21 protein-coding genes are annotated in these 24,813 nt (G+C 55.9%); 13 read left to right on the top strand and 8 right to left on the bottom strand.

Annotated elements, in window-relative coordinates; all coding sequences use genetic code 11:
* Positions 1 to 215: 215 nt before the first annotated feature.
* Positions 216 to 1,376 carry an S-type pyocin domain-containing protein gene (locus AC1DIH_RS02990; RefSeq protein ID WP_477770513.1) on the bottom strand — a complete coding sequence of 387 codons (1,161 nt, stop codon included), beginning with the start codon at positions 1,374 to 1,376 and terminating at the stop codon, positions 216 to 218.
* Between the two features lie 216 nt (positions 1,377 to 1,592).
* On the opposite strand from AC1DIH_RS02990, the gene AC1DIH_RS02985 reads away from it, so the two are divergent.
* From AC1DIH_RS02985 to AC1DIH_RS02950, 8 genes are all read left to right on the top strand, one after another.
* Positions 1,593 to 4,505, top strand: coding sequence for an aminotransferase (locus AC1DIH_RS02985; RefSeq protein ID WP_477770512.1), 2,913 nt, complete (start codon positions 1,593 to 1,595; stop codon positions 4,503 to 4,505).
* A gap of 302 nt (positions 4,506 to 4,807) precedes the next feature.
* Positions 4,808 to 5,686 carry an N-carbamoylputrescine amidase gene (gene aguB, locus AC1DIH_RS02980; RefSeq protein WP_477770511.1) on the top strand — a complete coding sequence of 293 codons (879 nt, stop codon included), beginning with the start codon at positions 4,808 to 4,810 and terminating at the stop codon, positions 5,684 to 5,686.
* Between the two features lie 5 nt (positions 5,687 to 5,691).
* A complete protein-coding gene (gene aguA / locus AC1DIH_RS02975; protein ID WP_477770510.1) occupies positions 5,692 to 6,798 on the top strand; it encodes an agmatine deiminase in 1,107 nt (368 codons plus the stop codon).
* Positions 6,799 to 7,045: 247 nt separating this feature from the next.
* Entirely contained in the window at positions 7,046 to 7,246 is a 201-nt protein-coding gene (locus AC1DIH_RS02970; RefSeq protein WP_054595130.1) for a hypothetical protein, read from the top strand.
* Positions 7,247 to 7,458: 212 nt separating this feature from the next.
* A complete protein-coding gene (locus tag AC1DIH_RS02965) occupies positions 7,459 to 8,154 on the top strand; it encodes a DsbA family protein (RefSeq protein ID WP_477770509.1) in 696 nt (231 codons plus the stop codon).
* Between the two features lie 25 nt (positions 8,155 to 8,179).
* Positions 8,180 to 8,575, top strand: coding sequence for a nuclear transport factor 2 family protein (locus tag AC1DIH_RS02960; RefSeq protein WP_477770508.1), 396 nt, complete (start codon positions 8,180 to 8,182; stop codon positions 8,573 to 8,575).
* Between the two features lie 236 nt (positions 8,576 to 8,811).
* Positions 8,812 to 10,098 (top strand): OprD family porin, encoded by a 1,287-nt coding sequence (locus tag AC1DIH_RS02955; protein WP_477770507.1) that lies wholly within the window; start codon positions 8,812 to 8,814, stop codon positions 10,096 to 10,098.
* A 98-nt stretch (positions 10,099 to 10,196) separates the two neighbouring features.
* Positions 10,197 to 10,478, top strand: coding sequence for a PBECR2 nuclease fold domain-containing protein (locus AC1DIH_RS02950; RefSeq protein WP_477770506.1), 282 nt, complete (start codon positions 10,197 to 10,199; stop codon positions 10,476 to 10,478).
* Positions 10,479 to 10,913: 435 nt separating this feature from the next.
* Here the strand turns inward: AC1DIH_RS02950 and AC1DIH_RS02945 are convergent, their stop codons facing one another.
* A complete protein-coding gene (locus AC1DIH_RS02945) occupies positions 10,914 to 11,195 on the bottom strand; it encodes a DUF3077 domain-containing protein (protein ID WP_145016713.1) in 282 nt (93 codons plus the stop codon).
* Positions 11,196 to 11,931: 736 nt separating this feature from the next.
* Here AC1DIH_RS02945 and AC1DIH_RS02940 point away from each other — a divergent pair.
* The 5 genes from AC1DIH_RS02940 to AC1DIH_RS02920 all read left to right on the top strand — a co-directional run bounded on the left by AC1DIH_RS02940 (position 11,932) and on the right by AC1DIH_RS02920 (position 14,487).
* Complete coding sequence (locus AC1DIH_RS02940; RefSeq protein WP_019691259.1) at positions 11,932 to 12,147, top strand: tautomerase family protein; 216 nt, start codon at positions 11,932 to 11,934, stop codon at positions 12,145 to 12,147.
* Positions 12,144 to 12,800, top strand: coding sequence for a DsbA family oxidoreductase (locus AC1DIH_RS02935; RefSeq protein ID WP_477770505.1), 657 nt, complete (start codon positions 12,144 to 12,146; stop codon positions 12,798 to 12,800). Before AC1DIH_RS02940 ends, AC1DIH_RS02935 begins: the two co-directional genes overlap by 4 nt.
* A 41-nt stretch (positions 12,801 to 12,841) precedes the next feature.
* Entirely contained in the window at positions 12,842 to 13,552 is a 711-nt protein-coding gene (locus AC1DIH_RS02930) for an SDR family NAD(P)-dependent oxidoreductase (protein ID WP_477770504.1), read from the top strand.
* Between the two features lie 247 nt (positions 13,553 to 13,799).
* Positions 13,800 to 14,198, top strand: coding sequence for a carboxymuconolactone decarboxylase family protein (locus AC1DIH_RS02925; RefSeq protein WP_123582097.1), 399 nt, complete (start codon positions 13,800 to 13,802; stop codon positions 14,196 to 14,198).
* Between the two features lie 43 nt (positions 14,199 to 14,241).
* Positions 14,242 to 14,487, top strand: a complete 246-nt coding sequence (locus AC1DIH_RS02920; protein ID WP_024265214.1) for a hypothetical protein — start codon at positions 14,242 to 14,244, stop codon at positions 14,485 to 14,487.
* Positions 14,488 to 14,863: 376 nt separating this feature from the next.
* Here the strand turns inward: AC1DIH_RS02920 and AC1DIH_RS02915 are convergent, their stop codons facing one another.
* The 6 genes from AC1DIH_RS02915 to AC1DIH_RS02890 form a co-directional block, all read right to left on the bottom strand.
* Positions 14,864 to 15,772 (bottom strand): DMT family transporter, encoded by a 909-nt coding sequence (locus AC1DIH_RS02915; protein ID WP_415766195.1) that lies wholly within the window; start codon positions 15,770 to 15,772, stop codon positions 14,864 to 14,866.
* Between the two features lie 42 nt (positions 15,773 to 15,814).
* On the bottom strand, positions 15,815 to 19,357 hold the full coding sequence (locus AC1DIH_RS02910) for an amino acid adenylation domain-containing protein (protein ID WP_477770503.1): 3,543 nt from the start codon (positions 19,355 to 19,357) through the stop codon (positions 15,815 to 15,817).
* 36 nt (positions 19,358 to 19,393) lie between these two features.
* Positions 19,394 to 20,701, bottom strand: a complete 1,308-nt coding sequence (locus AC1DIH_RS02905) for an aminotransferase family protein (RefSeq protein WP_477770502.1) — start codon at positions 20,699 to 20,701, stop codon at positions 19,394 to 19,396.
* A gap of 93 nt (positions 20,702 to 20,794) precedes the next feature.
* Positions 20,795 to 22,045, bottom strand: a complete 1,251-nt coding sequence (locus tag AC1DIH_RS02900; RefSeq protein ID WP_477770501.1) for an iron-containing redox enzyme family protein — start codon at positions 22,043 to 22,045, stop codon at positions 20,795 to 20,797.
* A 1,073-nt stretch (positions 22,046 to 23,118) separates the two neighbouring features.
* Positions 23,119 to 23,391 (bottom strand): hypothetical protein, encoded by a 273-nt coding sequence (locus AC1DIH_RS02895; RefSeq protein ID WP_477770500.1) that lies wholly within the window; start codon positions 23,389 to 23,391, stop codon positions 23,119 to 23,121.
* Positions 23,388 to 24,365, bottom strand: a complete 978-nt coding sequence (locus AC1DIH_RS02890; RefSeq protein ID WP_477770499.1) for an integrase domain-containing protein — start codon at positions 24,363 to 24,365, stop codon at positions 23,388 to 23,390. Before AC1DIH_RS02890 ends, AC1DIH_RS02895 begins: the two co-directional genes overlap by 4 nt.
* Positions 24,366 to 24,813: the final 448 nt, after the last annotated feature.

Raw genomic sequence — 24,813 nt, 5'->3', positions numbered from 1 at the left:
CCATCTCTGCGAGAAACCGTTCGCGGCGAGTTTGCTTACGTTTGCCGGCGTATTCGAAGTCGGAAAAGCTCATCTGGCTCATGAGGGGCTCGGGTCAGGTGGTGAGGCTGTATTTCATCACGATTGAGGAATTGTTCGGAGTTTCCCTAACGCTTCAGTTTCTTTGTCGTACCACTCCAACCTTACTTTCATACCCATGTTGCTCATCTCCAATTTCATCTATTGATGCGTCGTTCTTTTTTGGGTTGTCCCCGTCGTTCGCTGGTGTAGGGGTCAAATGCACCGAGATGGCTGAGGTCGCTTTCTCGGTAGGCCTCTAACTCGGCTTTTTTTGAGTCCCATTCATATAGTGTTCGCCCTTTGGCATCTCTCCAGCGTTCACGCAGTCCTCCTCCACCCTGTCTAGGGGTTTTTCTCTTTTGTTCCACCAATCCGGGAAAACCAGTTATTTCGCTGGTTTTCGGTGCTGGAAAGTAGTCATGGTCTGGGTTCTTGCGACCTTTCCACGGTTCGCTCACCACCACATAAAGCGGCCGCACCCCCGAGTCCGCCGGGAATACCAGGATGAAATCCTGATACTGCGGTGGATAAATCGGGTTCACGAGGATGCTGTTGCTCGCCTCGGTGGGCGGATAGACCCAGATGTTCGGTGCTTGTGGGGCGGCCTCCAGTGCGGGGATGCCGAGGGTGTCGGCGGGGTCGATGGCCGGGGTCCAGATCAGTTCCAGACCTTCGCCGAATACGGCGACCTGTCGGGCTTCGCGTGTCTGGAACTGAATGACCGGAATCCGTTGCCATTCGGCGTTGTTGCCGGTGTAGAAGCCGTAACCCTTGAGGGTGCCGTCAGCTTGTTGCTCGATGCGCAGGCGCACCCGGGAATTGGCTTGTTCAAGCGAGCGCAGTTGCTCTTCGCTATAGAGGGCGCTGTCGCCCAGTTCGGAGGGCCAGAGCAGGGCGACCAGTCCGCTTAGCAAGCCGGCAGCAACAGTGCCGCCGACTGCGGTGACACTGCTGACCGATGACCCGGCCAGAGCGAGGCCACCAAGGCCGATTGGCAATGCACCGCCACTGATTTTCTTCAGCGGAACGGCGCCAGAGCTGTCGGTCTCTCGCCCACCCAGCAGGGCAAAATTTCCGTAATCCTTCAACGAATCCAACGGCACGAAACCGGACGGATTGGCGTAATTGATAATGCCGTCCGGCAACTTGCAGGATTTTGCGAAAACGCAGCCCAGCGGTTTGTTGGGGGCGGGGGCAGCGGGTCGATTCACCGGCAAATCGGCAATCGGCGGATACAGGTTGGGTGATGGCGGCGGCTGCAAAATACGGCGGCGCAGCTGTTCTTTGTACGTCAGCGGGTATGAGCGTTCTGGCATGTGCGGCGGGCTTCCCTGTCCATGGGAGGCAGCCTAGGGACGTGAGAACGCGCCGAACATTCCTCGGGTTCGACACGCCTCGTGGGAAAGTTCACCGCTGTGTGGCGTGGCGTGAAAGCCCCCGCCGTTATCCATCACTGACCGGTATAAGGGGGTTGCGTATCGCGGTCAGCAGTGGCGATATAGACGCCTTATAAAAATTCCAGGGGTCGTTGTATGTTGCTCGCCACGTTGATTCATCGTGCCAGTCTGCCCAGTCCGCAAGTCACCGTGCAGCAAGCGCTGGAGCTGTTGGGTGAGCACTACGGCCTGAGCGGGACGTTGCAGTCGCTGGGCAGCCAGCAGGATCTCAACTACCGGCTCGACAGCGACCAGGGCCGTTTCGTCTTGAAAATCTGCCGGGGTGACTACGCGGCGCTGGAGCTGCACGCCCAGCACGCGGCCCTCAAGCACCTGGGCACGCAGCCGGGTTTGCATGTGCCACGGGTGATTCCGGCGAAAAACGGCGAGGACTTGCTGACCCTGGACCTGGCCGGGCAAGCACTGCATGTGCGCTTGCTCGATTACATCGAAGGTCAATCGCTGACCCACCTCAAACACCTTGGCCATGATCTGGTTGCCGGCCTCGGCCAACTCTGTGGCGAAATGGACCTGGCGCTGGCCGGGTTCGAGCATCCGGGGCTTGAGCGAACCTTGCAGTGGGACGCCCGGCACGCCAATGCGTTGATCAATCACCTGCTGCCGGTGATCCGCGATGAGCGGCAGCGAGCATTGATCGCCGAGGCCGCGCAACAAGCGGAGCGGCGTTTGCAGCCGCTGATGGCAAAGTTGCCGGTGCAAGCCATTCACATGGACATCACTGATGACAACGTGGTCTGGAAACGGGACCGGCAACGCCACTGGCAGTTGCAGGGCGTCATCGATTTTGGCGATCTGATCCGTACCTGGCGCATTACCGATCTGTCGGTGACCTGCGCCGCGCTGCTGCATCATTCCGATGGCGATCCGCTGTGCATTTTGCCGGCGGTGCAGGCTTACCACACGGTCAATCCACTGACGCATGAAGAGTTGCAGGCGCTGTGGCCGCTGATCGTCGCGCGGGCGGCGGTGCTGGTGCTCAGCGGTGAGCAACAGGTCAGCATCGATCCGCAGAATCAGTACAGCCGCGACAATCTGAACCACGAGCGGGAGATCTTCCGCGTCGCGACCTCGGTGCCGTTTGAACTGATGGAAGCGGCGATTCTGACGGCGGTCGGCCAGTCGTTGCCGGCGATTGCCAGCCAGGGGTTTGCGCCATTGCTGCCGAGCCTGGTCGGTCGCGAGTTTGCCTTGATCGACCTGGGTGTCTTGAGCCCGCATTTCGAAGCGGGCAACTGGGAGCAGGACGGCATCGATCAACGTCTGTTGGTCGAAGCAGCGGCAGCCCATGGTTTGGCGGCCAGTCGTTACGGGCAATACCGTTTATCGCAGACGCGTCCGGACAGCGCCGTCGAGCCGGACACGTGCCCGCTGCACGTTGACTTGCAGGTGCCGCTGGGCACAACGGTTGAAGCGCCCTTTGCCGGCGTCGTGCACCTGAGCGCCGACGGCCGCGTGCAACTGGACAGCGCACAATTGAGCGTGCGCCTGTGGGGTGTAAAACCCTCACTGCACACCGGTGCGGCCGTGGTCAAAGGGCAGGTGCTGGGCGAGGTCGGCGGCGCGTTGCGGGTTCAGCTCAGCCGTGGCGCAGAACTGAATCCACCGCTGTTTTGCTCACCCTCCCGCGCACTTGCCTGGCAGGCGTTGTGTCAATCGCCCGCGGCGTTGTTGGGACTGGCTTGTGACGCTGAGGTCGAACTCGATCCGCACACTTTGCTGGCGCGTCGCGACGCAAGTTTTGCCCGTTCGCAAAAACACTATTACGTCGATCCACCGCGCATCGAGCGGGGCTGGCGCAATCACCTGATCGACATGCAGGGCCGCTCCTATCTGGACATGCTCAACAACGTTGCGGTGCTCGGTCACGGTCACCCGCGCATGGCGGCCGAAGCCAGCCGTCAGTGGTCGTTGCTCAATACCAACTCGCGTTTCCACTATGCGGCTATCGCCGAGTTCTCCGAGCGCTTGCTGGCACTGGCACCGGACTCGATGGATCGGGTGTTTCTGGTCAACAGCGGCACCGAGGCCAATGACCTGGCGATTCGCCTGGCGTGGGCCTACAGCGGCGGTCGCGACATGCTCAGCGTGCTTGAGGCCTATCACGGCTGGTCGGTGGCCGCCGATGCGGTGTCGACTTCAATTGCAGATAACCCCAAGGCCCTCAGCAGCCGTCCGGACTGGGTGCATCCGGTGACCGCGCCGAATACCTATCGCGGTGAGTTCCGTGGCCTCGACAGCGCACCGGATTACGTGCGCAGCGTCGAACACAACCTGGCGAAGATTGCCGAGCAGAAGCGGCAATTGGCAGGCTTCATCTGTGAGCCGGTATACGGCAACGCTGGCGGGATCTCGCTGCCACCAGGCTACTTGAAGCAAGTCTATGCACTGGTCCGTGCCCAAGGTGGCGTGTGCATCGCCGATGAAGTGCAGGTCGGCTACGGTCGCATGGGCAAGTTCTTCTGGGGCTTTGAAGAGCAGGGCGTAGTGCCGGACATCATCACCATGGCCAAAGGTATGGGCAACGGCCAGCCATTGGGTGCGGTCATCACCCGACGAGAAATCGCCGAGGCGCTGGAAGCCGAAGGTTATTTCTTCTCGTCGGCGGGCGGCAGTCCGGTCAGTTGCCGCATCGGCATTGCAGTGCTGGATGTGATGAAGGAAGAGAAACTCTGGGAAAACGCCCGGATCGTTGGCGGGTATTTCAAGGAGCGGCTTGAGGCGTTGATCGGGCGCCATCCTTTGGTGGGTGCGGTGCATGGCTCTGGCTTCTATCTGGGCGTGGAGCTGATTCGCAACCGCGAAACCCTGGAACCGGCCACGGAAGAAACCACGGCGTTGTGCGACCGCCTGCGTGAATTGGGCATTTTCATGCAGCCGACCGGCGATTACCTGAACATCCTCAAGATCAAACCACCGATGGTGACCACGCGACACAGCGTGGATTTCTTTGTCGATACCTTGTCGAAGGTGCTCGACGAAGGCCTCTAAACACACTCCCCTTGTGGGAGCGAGCCTGCTCGCGATGGCGGTCTGACAGCCAACATTGATAGTGGATGTACCGGCCTTATCGCGAGCAGGCTCGCTCCCACAGGGATTGCGTTAAGTTCGATTGTTATCGAGTTTTTTCAAGATATTTTTGACGAAATGAATGTGTTCTGCTTTTAAAGCCGATTTTTATCGGTTATAAAGTCGCCTAACGTCACGGCGTGGATCACCGCGCCTGGCCGTTCCCATTTCTGTCATCGGTCGATGCCACAATCGACCCTCTGCACCCGCCCGGGAGATGATTCATGAGCCGTATCGTTACCGTCGCCGCTACCCAGATGGCTTGTTCCTGGGACCTTGAAGCCAACATCGAGACCGCTGAGAAGCTGGTCCGTGAGGCCGCAGCCAAAGGTGCACAGATCATCCTGATCCAGGAATTGTTCGAGACCCCGTACTTCTGCCAGAAGCCGAACCCGGACTACCTGCAGCTGGCCACTTCAGTTGAAGACAACGTGGCCATCAAGCACTTCCAGAAAGTCGCCAAAGAACTGCAAGTCGTGCTGCCGATCAGCTTCTTCGAACTGGCAGGTCGCGCACGTTTCAACAGCATCGCGATCATCGATGCCGATGGCAGCAACCTCGGGATTTATCGTAAAAGCCACATCCCGGACGGTCCTGGCTACCATGAAAAGTACTACTTCAACCCGGGCGATACCGGCTTCAAAGTCTGGAACACCCGTTACGCGAAAATCGGCGTGGGCATCTGCTGGGATCAGTGGTTCCCGGAGTGCGCTCGCAGCATGGCGTTGCAAGGCGCGGAAATCCTGTTCTACCCAACCGCCATCGGCAGCGAACCGCACGACAAGACCATCTCGTCCCGCGACCACTGGCAGCGTGTCCAGCAAGGCCATGCCGGTGCCAACCTGATGCCGCTGATCGCCAGCAACCGTATCGGCAATGAAGAGCAGGACGGCTACGACATCACCTTCTACGGCTCGTCGTTCATCGCCAACCCGTTCGGCGAGAAAGTCCAGGAGCTCAACGAAACCGAAGAAGGCGTATTGGTTCAGAGCTTCGACCTCGACGAGCTGGAGCACATCCGCAGCGCCTGGGGTTCGTTCCGTGACCGTCGTCCAAACCTGTACGGCGCAATCAAAACCCTCGACGGTTCCCTGGAGTCCTGATCACTATGACTACTTTGCACACCACACCCCGCGCTGACGGTTTTTACATGCCTGCCGAGTGGGCGACCCAAACCCAGACCTGGATGGTCTGGCCGGAGCGCCCGGACAACTGGCGCCTGGGTGGCAAGCCGGCGCAGGCCGCTCACGTTGCGGTGGCCAAGGCCATCGCGCGTTTTGAACCGGTGACCGTTGCCGTCTCGGCGGCCCAGTACGAAAACGCCCGGGCGCGTCTGGACGTGCCGAATATCCGCCTCGTCGAGATGTCCAGTGACGACGCTTGGGTCCGTGATACCGGGCCGACCTTCGTCATCAATAACAGCGTTGAAGTCCGTGGTGTCGACTGGGACTTCAACGCCTGGGGCGGCTTTGATGGCGGTCTGTATTCGCCGTGGAATCGTGACTCGCAAGTGGCCGGCAAGATCCTCGAGATCGAACGCAGCCCACGTTACCGCACCGAGGGTTTCGTGCTCGAAGGCGGTTCGATCCACGTCGATGGCGAAGGCACGCTGATCACCACTGAAGAATGCCTGTTGAATCGCAATCGCAATCCGCACCTGAACCGCGCCGACATCGAAGCGGTGCTGAGTGCACAACTGGCTGTGGATAAAATCATCTGGCTGCCGGACGGTTTGTTCAACGATGAAACCGACGGTCATGTGGATAACTTCTGCTGCTATGTACGTCCCGGTGAAGTGCTGCTGGCCTGGACCGACGATCCGCAGGATCCGAACTACCCGCGCTGCCAGGCCGCAATGAAGGTGCTGCAAAGCACCACGGACGCCAAGGGCCGCCCATTTACGGTGCACAAAATGCCGATTCCGGGGCCGCTTTACGCGACCGAGGAAGAGTGCGCCGGTGTCGACCCGGTGGACGGTACCCAGGAACGTAACCCGTCGGTGCGCCTGGCCGGTTCCTACGTGAACTTCCTGATCGTCAACGGCGGCATCATTGCGCCGAGCTTTGACGATCCGCTGGACGCGCAAGCCAAGGAAATCCTCCAGAACCTGTTCCCGCAGCACGAAGTGGTGATGGTGCCGGGGCGTGAACTGTTACTGGGGGGCGGTAACATCCATTGCCTTACCCAACAACAGCCGGCACCGCACAAAGGTTGAGTGAAGTTGTAACAATCGGTGGCACTGGATTAACCCGTGCTTTATCCGGTTTATGTGAGTGATCGCTTATCTAACCCGCAGCTCCTATGGACTGCGGGTTTTTTTACGTCTACATGCCGGCCTGTCAGGCACTTTGGCATAGCTCTTGTATCTGTCTGAGAGCAATTCTCGGGAATGTAGAACCGCGTTGTTCTGTCATAAACCTTGGATAAGTTAGCCGCTCACGAACCAGGAGAGAGCGCCGGAAATGAATATGGTCAGCGAGCGGACATCGCATCCCTTGGCAATGAATGGCGAATCGCTTCAGGTGCTGGCGCAATGGTTGAAATCCAACGGAACGCGACAGGTCAGAGAACCTGACCCGCGCAGGATGATGATCGAGCGTTATCCCGCTGGTTTATTCAGTGAGGCAGAACTTGAAGCCTTGTGGGATGTGATTGAAGGATAGAAAGCAAAGGATTGATAAAGCGCTGCCCGGATGGCAGCGCTTTTTTTTTGCCCTTGGAAAAGCGGGTTCAGGTTTGATCCAGCCTGCCGTAGCTTAAACAGGCCATTTGACCGATCTGCGAAACAGACTAAAAGCCATTACGGCGTTTTTCCCTCTCTGCCATAGGAATAGTCTGCCGGCATCGAATTCCTACGACTTTGCTGGAGCTTTCCATGTCTACCGCGACCCTTCATTACATCTACGATCCTCTGTGCGGCTGGTGCTACGGAGCCAAACCTTTGGTGCAAGCGGCGCAGGCTGTTTTGCCGGTGATCGCCCATGGCGGCGGCATGATGACCGGCGCCAACCGGCAGACGGTTTCACCTCAACTGCGCGATTACGTGATGCCTCACGACCGACGCATCGCCGAATACACCGGGCAGCCGTTTGGTGAGGCGTATTTCGAAGGCCTGTTGCGCGATCACACTGCAGTGTTCGATTCGGCACCACCAATTGCTGCCGTGCTGGCTGCCGAGCATCTCGCCGGACGTGGGCTGGAACTGCTGGGGCGTTTGCAGAGCGCACATTACGTGGAAGGTCGGCGGATTGCCGATGAAGCGGTGTTGCTGGAACTCGCCGCATCGATGGGCCTGGAAGCAGAATCCTTCAAGCGCGAGTTCAAGGACGCACTGGCGAACGAAACCCAGGACCACATCAAGAAAAGCCGCGCACTGTTGGCACAGGTTGGCGGTCAGGGCTTCCCGACATTGGTGCTGGAGCAGGGCGGTCAATTCACCGTGGTCGACATCAGTCCATGGCTCGGTAAGCCTGAAGCATTTGCGGCCTGGTTGAGCCAATCGGTCGTCGCCCAGCCGAACGAATCCACTTCCCCGGTTCAGGCCTGTGGCCTGGACGGTTGTGCTCACTGATCTCATCGACTACGCGGAGCGATCCATGGATAACCTGAGCCTGATCAAAAGCACCTACGAAGGTGCCAACTCCCAGGAGAACGCGCGCAATACCGCCGCAGCGTTGGCCGCTGATGCGCAATGGACTGAAGCGGCTGGATTTCCGTATGCGGGGACGTACATCGGTTTCGACGCCATCGTCGAGAATGTCTTCAAGCGTCTGGGCACTGAATGGGACGATTTTCAGTTCAAGGTCGAGAGCTATGTCGCGCAGGGCGACAAAGTATTTGCCTACGGAAACTACAGTGGAATCTACAAGGCCACGGGCCGTCCGATGAACGCCCGAGTCGCGCATTTGTGGACTCTGGCGAACGGCAAAGTCACCCATTTCGAGCAGTTTGTGGACAGCCACACGGTGCAATTGGCGATCGCTGAGCAGTAAGTTCTTAGACGATTTTCGCCTAATTACAGAAGATTCACGAAATTGACACATGCTTGGGGGCGCGGCTAGGATTCGCCCCAACGCCTGTGGCCAACCGCCACGACTTCAAAAAACAATAAGGGCCTGCCTCGCTTTTGCGTGGGCGGGCCTTTTGTTTTGGAATGAAAAAAGAGCGCCATAGCAGCCATTTCAGCCAGCGGTCACAGCGCGTATCAACCCGTAATAAGGAAAATAACATGTTGAACAAGCGGATCGGTCTGATCGCTCTGGGGATTTTTAGCGCCACTCAAGCCATGGCTAACGACCAGGCGGAGTCCAAGGGTTTTGTTGAAGACAGCAGCCTGAAAGTGCTGTTGCGCAACGCCTACATCAATCGTGATTACAAGAACGGTAACCCAGACAAGGCCGAGTGGGGCCAGGCTGCCATCGGTACCTTCTCGTCGGGCTTCACCCAAGGCACCGTTGGCGTCGGCGTCGATGCTTTCGGTCTGTACGCCCTGCGCCTCGATGGCGGCAAGGGTCGTAGTGGCGCCGGCGGTATCGACTTCTTCAAGCAAGGCGACAGCGGCGAAGCTGCCGATGACCTGGCCAAGGCTGGCGCGGCGGTAAAATTCCGTCTGTCCAACACCGTGCTGACCTACGGCGACCAGATGCCGGAGCTGCCGGTGCTGAACTACGACAACGCCCGTCTGTTGCCTGAAAGCTACACCGGCACCTTGATCACCTCCAAGGAGATCAAAGGCCTGGAGCTGAACGCTGGCCGTTTCACCGCCGAGTCGCGCAAGAGCGCCGAAGGTCGTGACAGCGGTGGCCTGAAGTCGATCAACGTCCTGGGCGGTCGCTACCAGTTCACCGAACAATTCAAAGGTGCGTTCTACGCGTCCAACGTTGAAGACGTTCTGAAGAAACAGTACGTGAACCTGAACTACGTGTTCCCGCTGGCCACCGATCAGTCCCTGACCCTGGACTTCAATGGTTACCAGACCAAGCTGGACAAATCCTACGCCCTCGAGCACGACACCGAAGGCCAGGACAACAAAATCTGGAGCCTGGCAGCGACCTTCGTCACCGGCCCACACTCGTTCACCCTCGCGCACCAGCGCAGCACTGGTGACAGCAACCTCGGCTACCCGTACGGCGGCTATCAGAAAGAACAGGGTCGTGTAGGTGACGGTGGCAACACCATCTACCTCGCCAACTCCTACTGGTCCGACTTCAACGCTGAAGACGAACGCAGCTGGCAGCTGGGCTACGGCCTCGACTTCGGCGCTTTCGGCGTTCCAGGCCTGACCTACAACGTGGCGTACGTGCGTGGTGACAACATCACCACCGCCACCAGCACCGGCGGTACCGAGCGCGAAATCTTCAACCAGTTCAAGTACGTGGTCCAAAGCGGCCCGGCCAAAGACCTGAGCGTGAAAGTGCGCAGCTCGGTCCTGCGTGTGTCGCAGAAATCCAGCGACTACAACGTCAGCGGCAACGAAGTCCGTGTGTTTGTGGATTACCCGATCAACATCTTCTGATGATCGGTTGCGTGGTTGAGGCCTGATACAAGGCCGAAATGAGAAAGCCCCGACTGGTTCGGGGCTTTTTTTCGCCCCATGAAAATGAATAACGATATTTGAAACGCCCAAATGCTCGAGAGCGTTTCACCCGATTTGCTGTGGATACGGCGCGAAGTCCATTGGAAATTTGGCGAGTCTCCTACAGCGACGGGTCTTATCGTCTCGCATTCATTGGCGCATACGACACAAAGTACCAGATGTTGGTGGTGATCCATGTTGAGCATGGACACGTTCTTTGGAACTTCATGAACTGCGATAAAAAGGCATTGAACAAGCATCGACATGGGGAGCTGGTTTATCAGCGATACCTATTCCCCAAACAAAAAAAAGCAGCCTGATTAGGCTGCTTTTCTTGATGAGGTTGCTTGATATTGTGCTCCCTCAAGCAGGGGAGGAGAGGTCTCACCCGAGCGCTGATTTTCAGGCCATCAACGGGGTTCCTAACGCCGACTATCGCCACCTGAAGGCAGTCGGTTTCGCGCTCTCGGGTCGATTTTCTGCCACAGATGACGCATGTGTCAACCTGAAGGCGAGCCAAGCGTCGGTGGTCATCAGAACCAGGAAACGGTATCCGATGTTTAACGATGAGATCCTTACAATGGAGTTTTGATGACAACCACTGGCGTGCGTACGCCCATCCGCTACGTCTGGAGCGCCAGCAGCCGCGAGATCTCGTTCGTGTTTGAAGTCAGCGAGGTCTGAGACGCACGTACGAAAAGCCCCGAATGATTCGGGTTTTTTTCTTGCGTGCGGATCAGGTTCGGGTCACGACGTTACTGGCTGCGGTTATTACCCGGCGCGCCCAGCACTTTCACCACGTCATCGATCACCGCCTTACTCATCTCCTGCAAATAGTGCGATGCCCAGGCATAGCGGTCCGTATTGCGCTCCATCGCCGCGTCTTCGGCCAGCAGTTTGGAAAGGTGGAGCAAGTCGGAAACGTGGGAGAGGGCTTCGCGGATCGGGACGCCACTGTTGACGCGGAAGAGGGGTTGGTCGGAATGGATGGAGAAGGGCGTGAGGCCGATGGTTTTCAGATCTTGGGGGTTAGTCATTGGGCACCTCCGAGATGTGGGAGGTCGCTGGTGACGATAAGTATTTGAAGGACGTTCGAGGGATTAACGCGGTGATTGAAAATGCAGGCTTTGGACGGATTTATGGTGTGCATCGTCTAGCTCCTTGACTGTTGGGAGCCGCAACCGTCCTTCCTACGGGATTGGGTGGCGGCCGTACGCGGGGTAGGAAAACCGGGAATCAAGGCACCCGGCACACCCGAAGGTGTCCCGCGCACAGCCACCATTGCACGATATCGCGGACACAAAAAAAGCGCCTGCAATAGCTGATGGGGCGCTGTTGCGCCTTGATTAACTCGGGTTCCTACGCCCGTCCGCTGATTTGGCAGCGACGGCTGAAGGTTAGCCTGCATGGGGGAGGGCCGCAAGCGTGGCGAATTGGAAGCTTTGGTCGGGGGAGTTTTAGTGAAAATTATGGCTGGGCAATAATTATTGCCCAGCCATAATTTTCATAATTTCAAAAAACCTGGCGACGACCTTATCAGTGCGAGTAAACCGGGCATTGGATATGGCCCATAAACACGCTCAAAATCAGCGTTCTTCCAGGATTTTTCAGGGGCGGAAAGCCGGTTTAGACATATCAATATCCCGCCCGTATTAATTACATCACGTCACTAATGATGTACTTGAACCCATCTTTATCCCACCAAGGCAACGCCATACAGTCATCTCCACCACCTGCCCATCATCCCGAAGGGAAGGTCACTGGAGAGTCGTCATGCCTTTTGTCAGCGTACGCATTACCCGCGATGGCGTTACCTCGGAGCAGAAAGCTCAGGTGATCGCCGAAATCACTGAAACCCTGGAGCGGGTCCTCAACAAACGCCCGGACCTGACCCATATCGTGATCGAAGAAGTCGACACCGATAACTGGGGCTATGCCGGGATCACCACCACCCAGTACCGAAAACAACTGGCAGAGGGGCAGTCATGACTCAGCCCGTCACCATCGATTTCATCTCCGATGTGGTGTGCCCGTGGTGCGCCTTGGGTGTGACGGCGCTGGAGCAAGCCATCGAGAACCTGGCCGGTGAAGTCTCGGTCGAGTTGACCTTCAAACCCTTCGAGTTGAACCCGGACATGCCGGCCGAAGGCGAAAACGCGGTCCAGCACCTGATGCGCAAATACGGGCGCAGCGCCGAGGACATCGCGGCCGGCAAAGCGATGCAGATCGCCCGTGGTCAAGCCATCGGTTTCACCTTTGATCTGGAGAAACGCAGCCACTTCTACAACACCTTCGATGCTCACCGTCTGTTGTTCTGGGCATTGCAGGAAGGGCGGCAGATCGAACTGAAGAAAGGCTTGCTGCGCGCTTATTTCAGCGACGGCCAGAACCCGAGCGATCGCGAGACGCTGGTCCGTCTGGCGGCGGAAGCGGGTCTGGATGCGGCGCGTGCGCGTGAGGTGCTGGCGTCCGGAGCGTTTGCCAACGAGGTACGCGAGCTTGAAGCGTTTTACCGCGAGCACGGCATCAACTCGGTACCGGCGATGATCCTCAACGGTCGCCACCTGGTGTCCGGCTCGCAATCGGTCGAGTACTACGAACAGATGCTGAAGCAAATGGCGCAGGCCCTCGCTGAAGCCTGATTGATCACGTTTAAAAATCCATTATTTTGTAGAGGTTCATCATGAGCAATTCGAAAAAAGTCATTGTTATTACCGGCGCATCCCAAGGTCTCGGCGCAGGCATGGTCAAGGCCTTCCGTGATCTCGATTACCGGGTGGTTGCCACCTCGCGTTCGATCAAACCGTCCACCGACCCGGATATCCTCACCGTGGCGGGCGACATCGGCGACCCGGCGATAGCCCAGCGCGTGGTTCGTGAAGCGATCGCACGTTTTGGCCGTATCGACACCCTGGTCAACAACGCCGGGATCTTCGTCGCCAAGCCGTTCACCGCCTATACCCACGAAGACTACGCCGCGGTGCTGTCGGTGAACCTGAATGGCTTCTTCTACATAACCCAACTCGCCATCGCCGAGATGGAAAAACAATGCCGCGGCCACGTCGTCAACATCACCACCAGCCTGACAGACCACGCGGTCGACGGCGTGCCGTCGGTACTGGCATCGTTGACCAAAGGTGGCCTCAACGCGGCAACCAAATCCCTGGCCATCGAATACGCAAAGCGCGGCATTCGCGTGAACGCGGTCAGCCCCGGCATCATCAAAACGCCGATGCACGCCGAAGAAACCCACGAAGCGCTGGGCAATTTGCACCCGGTCGGGCACATGGGTGAAGTCAGCGACATCGCCCAGGCCGTTGTGTATCTGGACTCCGCCGGATTCGTCACCGGCGAAATCCTGCACGTCGATGGCGGTCAGAGTGCGGGTCACTAAGACCTGCTTTTCCAAACGCCGGAAACAACAAAGCCCTCGCATTACTGCGGGGGCTTTGTTTGATAACTCCAAGCATTTAGTGGTCCGCCATTACGCCAAAAAAGTCTAAATCCATCCTGTTGTTTCTACGATATTTAAGGATTCGTTGCTGGAGTTGTCCTGCTGCCGGCTCTGGCATGGCCGCCAGCGAACTAAACTAAGTTGTACCTCTGGTGCAGATGTCTCCAGAGAGGTAAGGAGGTGCCAAATGGCCATTCGTGATACCTATCGGGAAATTGAGCAGACCCTGGGTCAGGTACCGGAGTGGATCAAGCAGATGCCGGAAGGTGCAGCGAACGGATTCTGGGGCGTAGCCCGGGATTTCTGGCTGGCAGAAACCAGGATTCCTAACAAGTACAAGGAGTTGATAGGTCTGGCAGTGTCCGGGGCGACTCGTTGTAAGTATTGCGCCCTGTTCCATACCGAAGCCGCGCGCTTGTTTGGCGCGAGCGACGAGGAAATTTCCGAAGCCAGCTTTATGGGGTCGCTGACCATGATGGGCAGCACCTTTATTAACGCCCAGCAGATCGACTACGAGCAGTTCCGGCAGGAAACGCTGAGTATCGTCCGGTATGTCAAAGAACACTCGCAACCCAAAGCCGCTTAAGCCGTTGCGGGAACCCGCCCTTCGCCAACTGACGGAGGATAAGTTGATTGCAATCACCGGCGATGGTCTTAGGACCACCGCTCGGTGGCAAGCGGCAGTGATGCGCGCCATCAGCGAACTCATGCAATACAGCGATAGCGCCCACGAAGAAAACCAGGACCTGCGTATTCCCTTCGCCAAAGCACTCCATGACCTCTATGCAGGACAGAAGTCCGACGCCGAATTAACGGAAATGGTGTTGCTGATGCTGGAAGTGGAAACCGCGCCTTTTCTTGGCAAAGGGGCCTAGGCGGGAGCGCGGGTTTTTCCAAACGCCAGAAACAACAAAGTCCCTGCATTTCTGCAGGGGCTTCGTTTTGTATGGTGCGGCACCAAGAGTCGAATCAGACATTAACCAACTGTTTTATTTATTACTTATGCTTAATTATAAATTTTTCTATCCCTAAAATTATCCTAATCACCCCCCGCATTTTATTCGACCCGTCTCGATACCCGGTAAGGACATTCTCGCGCTGGAGGAAGCTGTGATGGAATTGACGCTCTAGGTGGAAAAACAGGGACTCGGAGAGGTAGGTGAAAATGTTCGTGCTAATCCTCTTCCAACCCTGTCGGCGGTTGCATCGGCAAACGTCGACAGGGCTGCTTCGATCATGTCTGCCCTGGCTTCAAACTTCGCTCAGAGACGTCCTTCGGGCTTGGCTTCGATCCCCGATCAGACACAACAACAGTGAAAGCACAATCGCGCCGATGCTCACATTCATCCATGGAGTGATCTGCTCATCTAGTAACAATGCTGACCATGCAATCCCCGCCGCCAGAGCTGCGAAGCTGGCGAACGAAACATAAATCCCACCTGCCCGGCGCACTAGCTCGAAGAACGACCAAACTTCAATTGCAGTGACGATCACCAGCAGCGTCACCTCAGGTCCATGTTGCACAAGCTCCTGATAGCCCGTCTCCGACGTTGAAGTAGCAAATAACGGCAGTGCCAGCAATGCAGCAAGCACAGACTCATATGCTGCCATGGTGAACACCCCTAGGCCTTTCGGCCAGGCAGCGGCGACGTACAGGTTGTAAAGCGCATAGCTCACCGGAACCCCAATGGCCGCCGCCAACCAAAAACGTGACGATCCCTGCGGAAGCGCCGCGCTGGGCAGCAGGAGCATCATTGCGGCACCAATACCCAGTGCTGCACACAACAGATGCCAGACCGTAACCGTTGCCAGACGCAGCAGAAATCCCAGCATGATGCAAAAAACTGGTGTGCTGGTGACGATCAGTGTAATCAGCGTTGAGTCGATATAAGGCGCCACCACCAGCTCAAGCCAGATCGGAAAGGCGTAGCCGAGTACGCTGCAAATGATCAGGAAGCCCCACCACGAGGGGTTGATACGCCACGAACTGCGACTGACGGCCATCATCGCCAGGAACACAATAGCCACCCCGATCAGCGTCGGAAACAGGATCAAATCGGCATGAACCCCGGCGCTGGTGATTTTCTTTACCAGTACGAAATGGAGCCCCCAGGTGCTGCCCATCAGAGCGAGCAGTAGAAAATTGATATAGCGCGTCAATTTGGTAACTCCTTGTTAAGTGAATGTCTCGGTTCAGCGTCATCAACGCGCGACCGCTTGAGCCTGTGAATATGGAGGGGTTGATCCTGCAATCACGGTGTAGACCATCTGCTCCGGTGTGAGGCCGGGAGGTTCGCCATGCTCCCAGCATTCATGCGAGGCGGTCGCTTCATTGATCGCCAGGTCATCGATACAATCTGAAAGCGACAGCGACTTCACGACTGCGAACACTCTCATCGCCGGGACATCCTGCGGATTGGCCAAAATGCGAGCATTCAACGTTGCAAGCCATGTTGCCGAATTCACCAGCGCCAGATCTCTTACCTGCCGACGCATGGCCGTGTAGATTTCGTCCATGGTGTGGCTTTTGCTGGAGCACAGATGATAGATGTTTGCGGCAGTCATGGGTTGCCTAGCCGGATTTACTACGGATGAGGCGATCTGGCCAGCGATGCGATCCGCCGGACAGACTTCCAACTGCATTGGCATGATCGGAAATTGACCTATTCGCAGGCAGACACTCAAGAACTGAAAGACGTAGTCGTTGCTGGCTTCAGCGATGTTTGTGGTGCCGCCCCAAAGTCGACCGCAGCGATAAATTGTTGCCTTGAGGCCCGACGCGCCGAGTTGCTCCAGCAACATTTCGATCATCCATTTGCTTTGCAGATAACCGGACGTCACGCTATCCACTTCCGTTATTTTGGTGTTTGGGGAGATTGTCGGGAGTGGTGGTTTGGTATCAAACAAAGCCATAGAAGAAACGAAGTGGAAACCAGCGTCACTTGAGAGCGCCAGATTGATGAGGTTCAGGCTCCCGAGGACATTAGTCGTCACCAATTTCGAGTAAGGCAACAACATGTTGGTATCGGCGGCGCAATGTACGATATCGCCGATGCTGTGTTGCAGGGTATGCAGGCACTCCTCGTCCAGCCCGAAGTTATTGAGGGTCAGATCGCCAACGAGGATGTGCAGTCGGTGCAGTTCCTCATTCCTCACATTGAGCGTTTGCATCAGTTTTCGACGCAGGGATTCGGGCGCTCCCGGGGGTGAGTTGCGAACCAGACAGTAAATTGGACGTTGCGTCTTTTTCAGTAGGTCTTTGACCATGTGGCGTCCGAGCAGCCCCGTAGCTCCTGTCACAAGAATGCCGTCTTCAATACGACCGGATCGTGTCACGCCGAAACGGAGCAAACCTTTGAGTCGATCAAGCTCTGTGTAGCGCCAGTCGCGGAAGTGTCGAGCAGGGTATTGTGCGACCATCGAGTTACCTGCGTCGGTCAGTATGGCCCGCACGCTCGAGTAGTGGTACAGCGTCGACAATGGCCATTCTCGACCGCTGTGCCGCTCCAGAAATACGGCTAACCGCACGATTTCCAATGAGTCGGCACCATTCTCCGCAAGACTGGCATCCCAATTCAGTTCACGACCGCCCAATATCGAGCGTATTCCCACCATGAGTTCGCTTTCCTGCTGCCGGCCGGTCTTGCCGCTATCCTCGATCTCGGCAGTGACGGTCGCAAGAGCCCGCACCGCGTTGTAATCGATCTTTCCAGCGAGGGTACGTGGTATTTCGTCGAGCAGGACGAAGCTATTCGGAACCATATAGGACGGAAGATCCAGGCTCAGTTGGTGGAGAACATCCGCTTGAGTCACCTCGACATCGGGCATCAATTGCACCGCGCACAGTAGCTTGCCATTGCTACCCGCTTCGGTCATGAACACGCAGCAATCTGACACTTCGGGCAGCGTCCGGACGATCGACTCGATTTCACCAAGACTGATTCTGAAGCCTTGACGCTTCACCACATTGTCCATGCGCCCGTGATATTCGAGTGCCCCGTCGGTGCCGATGCGTCCTAGGTCTCCACTCTTGTAGTAGCGGCGCTGACTTCGATCGCTTTCCACCCGGACGAAGAACTTCTCATCAGTCATTTCAGGGCTGTTCAGATACCCCACGGCCACACCTGGGCTGGATATGCATATCTGCCCCATTCCTCCGAGTGGCGCCGGGTTGTCAAAGCGATCGAGCAAGACAATTCTGCTTCCGGCAATTGGGCGGCCGATGGAGATATCGTTCTTTGAGTCGTCGGTTGCACTGGGTGGTCGCACGCGTTGGAAGGCTGTGACAACGGTTGTCTCGGTCGGACCGTAAGAATTGATCAGGGTAGGGCGAGGTGCGGGGAGACGGAACCAGGCGTGGATATCTGATTTGTAGAGCGCTTCTCCACCAATGACAATCAGGTTAACGCTAGGTGGAAAGCGGAGGTTTTCCGATGTGCAGGCCAGGCTCAGCTCTCGCCAGTACCCGGTCGGCAAGTCAAGGAAGGTGATCTGTTGTTCATGCACGAACTCCAGAAATCTGGCAGGTCGTAAATCGACAGACGAATCGCGGATGATCACAGTTCCACCGGCCATCAGGCAGGGGTAAATTTCCTCGACAGAGGCGTCAAACGATACGGTAGCAAATTGCAGAACCCTGTCATGGCCAGTGAGATTGAACGAATGTCTGGCAACGCTGGCGTAGTACGAGAGTGATGAGCGAGAAACCAGCACCCCCTTGGGCCGACCCGTAGTTCCCGAGGTGAACAGCACATACCCGCAACCCGAGTCGCTTTCGGATTGGGTTTCGGCTATCGAGCGAACCCTTGTTACTATGGCATCGCTACCAATGATCCACCCTACCCGCGCATCCTCAAGCATCATTTTGCTTCGCTCAGCAGGAAGTTCGAGGTCTATTGGAATGTAGATGGCATCCAGCGAAAGCAACGCCAGCGCGGCAACAACAAAACCGCTGGAGCGCGGCATGCTCAGCGCAACACGGCTGCCGGCGGTTACTCCGTCACGTGCAAGCTCTGCTGCGAGCTTCCGGGTATACATCGATAACTGCCCGTAACTTATAGTCGTGCCAGCATCACAAATGGCTACTTTTTCAGGATTCCGGCATGCATGGCTCTCGAACGCTTCCAGCACATCCTGATCCACGACGCCGTGCAGTTTGCCCAGCAATTCAGAGTTCGACTGCACAGGTCTTGCAAGCTCCACAAGTTGTTGCGGAGTAACGCATTCATCACTCTGCAAGGCAGTTGCGATAGCGTGCAGTGTGTCGAAAATCTCATGAGCCAGGTTTTTGTCGAGAATCTGACTGTCGAACAGTAATTCGACCGAGGCTTCTCTGACACACATCTGCAGTCGGGCCGTACCGAATAAGCCCTGGCATTGTTCGATGTCTGACCAGGCCCGTACCTGCCACGGGGCGGTCTGCGCGCCAAACATGTCGTTCAGGGCTTTTTTGCAGGCAGCGCGAAGTGCACTAGCTGGCGCATGCGGATCCACATTCAGGCAATTAAAATGTCCTGCGCGAGAGACGACGACACTGTTCACCTCTTCCGCCCAGTTGGCGTACCAGCAAGCCGTTATAAGCCAGGCTGTCAGCAGGCTGGCTTCAAAGTCAGCGTCCTTCGTACCCACTGCCTCTGCCCGTTCGAGACTGACCGACGCCTCATTCACTGTCGATCTTTCATATTCCTCACCTTGCACTTGTGTATTGCGCACCGGATCTGTGTGTTCGATTTCATCGAATGTCATCTCTTATAGTCCTTTACGATTGAGGCTCAACGACAGTCAGTTCAACGCTTCGAGGATAACTAGGCAGAGATGATCGATCTGCTCCCGGTTGATACACAGTGGAGGGRCAATTTCGATCGTTGGATCGTTACGGGTGTAATACAAGGAGGTGATGACCCCAAGGTTTAATAAGCGCTCCCGAATCACCGCGACTTCTTCCGCAGTGGCGGGAGCTGAGGAGTCTGCTGATTTCAAATGGATGGCCTGGAGCAGACCTATACCAGTGAGATCGGAAACCTTTGGATGGTCTTTAAGCAAACTGTGCAGTTTGTCTTTTAAATAGACACCCATGGATGAGGCGTTCCCAAGCAACTGCTCACGCTCGAGAATCCCGATATTTTCCGATGCCGCCGCGGCCGCGGCTGGACGACCACCGAACGTGGCACCATGGGCAAACATGCTCTCGTCGCCCTGGGCAAAGACCGAAGCGACGCGTTCGCTGACAATCGTTGCCCCAAGGGAGTCGTATCCACTTGTGAGCCCTTTCGCGCAGACAATGATGTCTGCTTCCAGACCATAGTGTTCAGCGCTGAACCAACTGCCGAGACGTCCGAATCCGGTAATGACTTCATCCACGATCAGTAAAGCGCCAGTCTCCTCGCGCAATCGTTTCAATCCATCAAGATACTGTGTGGTGGGCGTCACCATGCCGTTACTAGTTTCGACCGTTTCAACCAGTAGGCCCGCCACATCCTTGCCACGGCCTGGGGTGGCGTTCAGCAAATCATAAAAGGGATCGCCGCTGTCTCGCATCGAAGGAATGGTCGCGGTCATGGGTAAAAGTGGACCGAACTCCTCTTTCAAAGCCGCAAACCCGCAAACTGACAGCGCGCCCAGGGTGACACCGTGGTAAGCATGATCGCGAGAAACCAGCCATTTGCGTTGGCTTTCGCCATTCTTGACGGCAAAAGCCCGAGCAATTTTCAACGCGGTCTCTACCGCTTCCGAACCGCTATTGGTGAAGAACACCCGTGCATTGGCTCCGACGACGGGGGACGCCAGATCAGCCAGCGTCTGAGCCAGCCTGGTGGAGTACGGGTTTGAAAAACTGAACGGAGAGCAAAACGCAAGCGTCTTGGCCGCCTGGCTGGCCGCATCGACAATTGAGTCGCGGCCATAACCGACATTCACACAATACGCTCCGCTGATGGCATCCATATATCGACGGCCGTGCGCATCCGTTACATAGATCCCTTGCGCTTCAATTAAAGTTGAAGGGAAAGCATCCGTATTACCAAGTTGATCGGAAGGAAAAAAGTGAAGCCATGTATTGCCATGATCAGGCAGAGCCTTTTCTTTAGACATGAAAGTTCCTTACGCTTGATAACCAAGCATTAATGTCATCAGGTATCGGTTGCTGCGCGATTGATTGAAGAACAATCGCGCCGCTATAGACTTTTAGTTGTAATTTACGCCGTCGTTTCCGGCGATGACATAGGCTGCGGTAAATGGAGGGAGACGAATCAGTTCGCGCTCTGACGAAGTGGTAGCAGTCAAAGGATCCGTGAGAAAGAGTTTGCCACTTCCCTGAAGATTGATGAGAAGTTCCTGAGCAGAGAAAAGGTGCTCGGTCTGGCCGGGGGATATGTGATTTGAAAATGGAAGATTTGAGTTTGGTGACTCTGTTGATTCTGCCACCGTGCCGGTCAATATTTGATGATCAAGTTCCAAGCCAAAAATATCCTGGTAAATCATCAACTCTACAAAACCGCGCAATATATGGGGCGCGGCGTCATCACCGAAACGCTCCAATGCATGAGCCACCAGATTGTCAAGCACCCAGCGACCATGTGCCTGATCGACTGAGGTGTGCACATCAAAATAATGACAGTCGACTTTTCCGCTATAAATTTCGCGAACAGACTCTCCCAGTTGTTTTTGCCACACAATGAAGCAAGCTTCATTGCGGAAAAATGCGCCGAGGTAACGCAAGAACTTACTTTTGTCGTGGCAGATCTGATAAGTATAAGCCGAGACCAGCATGTTGCTGGTAAGGAAGTGGTCCTGATACGCATCCGGCGTATCGCTCAGTCCAAGATCCAACATCGTCTTTTCATACAGATGGCTGTGTTTGTCCTCGGGAACGCCGTTGCCCATCTCGTCCTGGTAAACCCGCAGCAGATGGGACTGCAAGGTGCCGAATGCGCCCGTAGCGTAAAGGCCCATTGGCGCGCCCTCGATGAGGAATTCAATCGAGAACTGCGTCAACAAACTTCTCATCAACGCTTGGCCGTTTGAATCGTGGAGAATGTAAGAAAGCGTAGGATCAAAGTCGCCATTTTTGAGTCGAGCGAACTCCTCATCCAATTGGGCACCGAAAAACGCCTTCAATTGATCTGCCGAGACCGAGAAGTCGACTTTATCCAACTGTGCACTGACCGGTGCAAATACAACAGCCTCAAGTGTTCTCAACTCGTCTAAAGCCTTCTTGCTTTTGTCGCGGCCATATCGTTCGTCGAGATGCTGCTGAATGTCCCCTTCGATTTCCTTGTTCAAGAAGAGCATGTCCTGCTCATAGCAACCAATTAGGCGCTTCACATTTTTTTTCATGCGAACACCCAGCAGCTCCTCCGTCGCAAGGTTAAGCGTGACGGTTTGCCCATTAGGCAGCGGGTAGGAAAAACGGATAGCGTTATCCAGTAACTTCATAGAAATCCTTTCATTTTATAGGCGATATTTTCCCTGCGTCATATATCCGGCGCAAGACTCAAGCTAATTGGCTTTTAAGGTTTACATTCGCAGGTTGCGACCTTCACTGAGTTAAATCTCAGCGCGAAGATCAATACGAATAGATTTTTGGCATCTATTAAGATGCTGCCGTGTGGAGAAAATAGGTACGGGAGTCCCAGCTATTAACTGTTAGTGGGGACCGCAATGCGATGAGAAAATCAGGAGGGAGCAGAATACACAGAGAGAGATGGTGGAGCATTGGATTCATTCCGTGAAAATAACGTGTCCTTGATTCAAATCATATAGTCGCACTGTTGTAACTGTCAATCTAGAAACCATGCTGTGAGTGTTTGATATTATGTTCGTGTTTGCTTTTTATTTTGAGCTAAGGTAAAGCTCAGGTCTTATAAAAGCTCATACTTTCATGTGTGTAGGGGGAGGCGACCATTTCAAGCGGTCGTAAAATATAATGAACGATAGAGTTGTCGTGAAAATTCCAGAATATCTACGATGAATATCTGAACCGGTCAAAGGCTGACACGGTGTACGAATCGTTGCACTGATGCCATACAACGAAAATGGCGATGCCCGGGATGATCGAGGGCGCCGAGCACGGTTGGGCTCTACTGAAAGCAGAAATCGGGAACAATCACAGTATTGCAGCGCCAACTGCGCCATATTCTGATTCAGTCCAAACTGGTGATCGGTACGATAGAGTGCAGTGAGTCGAATTCGTGGCAGTCCTGGAATCGTGACCAACCCGCGCAATGCGCCACGTTCGATCAGGTGAGACAGGCAAGCTTTGGGCGAGTAGTTGACACCGCCCCCGGACAAGGTCAGTCCGACCTGTACAAGTAAGTTATGGCTGGCGATTGCCTTGGGTATCTACACGTTATGTGAGGCCAGGTATCGCTCATAGATCAAGCCTATGCCGGACTGAGAACCTTGGGTCGATGCCGTGTCGATTTAGCGTTCACGGACGATGTTGCGAAATACTGGCGAAGAGGCCAATTCCTATCGCCCGCTTCTGATTGGTTGCTGATCCTCGACTATCAATAGAATTGCCATGCCCTTCCTAAGCGAATAGTGAGTAAATGTATGGTCAACAGATAGTAGTAGCGTGTCGACTCAGCGCGCGGATTCAGGTGCGCATCAAGAAACCAGACCAGATGCTTTCGCTGCCAGGTCCATGGATTATCTCGGTGCCAGCGTTTAGAAATCGCAGCGTGAATTGCCTTTGCTTGGCGTAGGTGACGCTCGCGTGTGGCAGGCGACCCGGTCAGCACTCCTACCAGAAAAACCTCCATATCGAATGGCTTGCTCATGCTCGCCCGCCAATGTACGCCGATACCACGTCGATACGACCATGTCCTAGCTCATAGCTGATTTGTGCTCGGGCCTCTCGATCAAGGTTTCGATCGAGCTGATAGCACTTGCCGCCATTGACGGGCGCGGGATGATGGGTGATTTGCTCGTAGCGTTCGCACGCATAGGCTGCTCGTAATTCGTGGAAGCCTTTGAGGTTGTGTGTATGAAGAATGTCTCGGGCTGGGCGAGCGACTCTCTTTTGGAAATCGAGGTAGCTTTCATTCGGGGCGAGCAAATTGCGACAGCCTGCGGGTGAAACCTGTTCGGCATACCTGAGTGCTTCGCTAATATGATCATCCACTGCGACCCATCGATGTGCCGATGTGCCTGAACGGCCACCTTTGGTGCCGTCCTGAATGTTGATCTTCCCGTGATATTCGGCCTCACGCTTGAGGCGCGGAAGGTCGGCCAAAATCGCCTCCCGCAAACGCATTCCGGTGGCTCGTGCCAAGAGCGCGATGGCGGCGGCACGGGGATGCTCTTCGCGGAGCGCATCGACGATGCGTATCAAATGTTCGCGATCCTGGCCTTGTGGGACTGTCATGCGGATGGTGGTGCGCTGCATTTCCAAAATCTTGCTCGGGCTCGGCACTTTCACGTACTGATCCCCGCGAAGCGCTGCCATAGTCCGGTTGACGCTGGACAATCGGTTTTGTGCGGTGGCAATGGCAAGGTCGCCGCGCTCGACCAATTGACGCAGATGCGCCGCGTAATCCGACAAGGTTTGGCGATCTATCTGGCGCGCATCGTTGAGTCCTGGTCCAGTGTCTGAGCGACACCAGCGCACAAATGCCTGCCAACGATCGCTGTGCGCTTTGACGGTCCCGTAATGCCCGCCGCCAAATAGATCTCGCAATGCCTGTGGCCCGGCATAACTCAGTTGCCGTCCATACCCAAAATTGCGCCCATCCCGTTTACCGACCAACGCCATGATCAAACTCCTCTCGAAGCCAAAATCTTTGAAACCTTCCCCACGTCATCCCGCCATGGATGTTGAGTGTTATCAGGGATCAAGGCCCCTGCGACCTGTGAGGGTTGTCCACTAACACGGGACTGGCGGCTCTTTACGACCGGGAGCTTGGGCATCTCATGATCTGGCCTCCTGAGCACTTCCGAAGAAGTGGGCGGGTGGAGGCTGCACTGGCTGACGAGACCTATGCCGCGAGATCCTGAGTCGGGTGAAGGCAGTAACGCGATGACCGGGGCATGCCTGACTGTCAGTCAGGTGCAGTCCATTCCGTGGGCTGCGGCACCATCATCTGCATCGCTGTTGCGGGTGACTTCGGTGTTTGTCACGCCGATTGTCACGAGGGGGGATGCCGCAAAGCCTTGTACGAGTTGGGCTGCAGCAGCGGTAGGAGCGCCCGTCTCTTTCCGGG

Source organism: Pseudomonas sp. 05N36 (genome assembly GCF_056397385.1).
This window is presented reverse-complemented; position numbering and strand designations above follow the sequence as displayed.